The sequence below is a fragment of the Okeania sp. SIO2F4 genome, from assembly GCF_010672385.1.
Lineage (GTDB): Bacteria > Cyanobacteriota > Cyanobacteriia > Cyanobacteriales > Microcoleaceae > Trichodesmium.
The window spans coordinates 1-1,308 of the sequence record NZ_JAAHGT010001432.1 but is presented as its reverse complement, the minus strand read 5'-3'; the positions used below and the strand labels follow the sequence as shown (position 1 = coordinate 1,308).

General features: G+C 36.5%; 2 protein-coding genes and 1 pseudogene. 2 read left to right on the top strand and 1 reads right to left on the bottom strand.

The features are described from left to right. A pseudogene (locus F6K22_RS41000) lies at positions 1 to 187 on the top strand (hypothetical protein); the annotation flags it as partial. 44 nt (positions 188 to 231) lie between these two features. Beyond that, positions 232 to 807: a hypothetical protein gene (locus F6K22_RS40995; RefSeq protein WP_293110921.1), complete on the top strand. Its 576-nt coding sequence runs from the start codon at positions 232 to 234 to the stop codon at positions 805 to 807. Between the two features lie 212 nt (positions 808 to 1,019). Here F6K22_RS40995 and F6K22_RS40990 read toward each other — a convergent pair. Then, on the bottom strand, positions 1,020 to 1,308 hold a 289-nt coding region (locus F6K22_RS40990), incomplete at its 5' end, for a glycosyltransferase (RefSeq protein WP_293110919.1).

The window sequence follows — 1,308 nt, the reverse complement described above, 5'->3', positions numbered from 1 at the left end:
TGTCATTGAACACCTAGCTATCCGTATAATTCTTTTCCTCACAAAAAAAGCCCCCTGGAATTACGCCCGTTTCCTCAACTATGCCACCGAAAAAATGTTACTTCAGCGAGTTGGAGGAGGTTATCGATTTATTCATAGATTACTTCAGGAACATTTAGCATGGCGATACATTAATCGGCAAAAATAGCACTCTTTCAAATCTCAAAGCTGTTCATTTCTCAAAAAAAAAACATGGAAAACCCAATCAGCATCTACCTGAACTCCGGCAACTTTTCAGAAGGCTTCAATTCCATAACTATCCAACTCAATCAAACCAAAAAATTTACCACAACCTTACCAGCAGCACCCAAAATTCCACACTTATATAAAAACTGGCAACAACAATATACTTCTCTTACCCCCACCGCCAGAGCGGGATTCAAAAAAAGTCAAATTACTCATATTTCTAGTTCCGAATGTTTCTATTATTATCAAGCACTCTGCCAACAACTCAACATTTGGTTTACCCCTATCAAAAATCTCTTACCCAACTCTGAAAAAATTCTCCTTATTCTCAATACTCAAAATATTTCAGATTACCAAACCAGAGAAATTTTACATAAACTGCCTTGGGGAAAAATTCACCTTTCAGAAAATCAGATAATCGAAACTATTTTCCCCACAAAAAAAGCCCCCTGGAATTACGCCCGTTTCCTCAACTATGCCACCGAAAAAATGTTACTTCAGCGAGTTGGAGGAGGTTATCGATTTATTCATAGATTACTCCAGGAACGTTTAGCATGGCGATACACTAATCAAGAAAAATAGCAGTTTGTAGGTTTGATTTAGAAGCCGAAACCCAACATTTATACAAAATAATTATGACTTACCCATAAACCAGTTTATAATACAAAATTTCCTGATTTGAATAAGAATAATTAGAGCAATAAATCCCGTTTCTTGTTCCGGTGCATAAGTCGTAATTAATTAATAATTCTGGCAATATTTTCCCATTTTAAAGCCTCAAAAAGTCAAATTTTCTATAAAAATACTTGTTTGAACTTTTGTTTTGGCAAAACTTGTTGATAAACTTTTGCCCAATTTTCTTTTTCCACCGCAGGAGCAAGTTGTTCTAGAACTTTTTTCCTGGCAGCTTTTCCTAATTCCTGTCGTAACTGAGGCGATCGCTCTAACTTGCGCAAAGCTACTGCTAACTCTTCACTCGAACCTGGGTTAACAACTAAACCATCAACACCATCTGTCAAAATTTCGCCAATGGCATCAACATTCGATCCTACTATAGCTCGACTAGCTAACATTGCCTCTAAA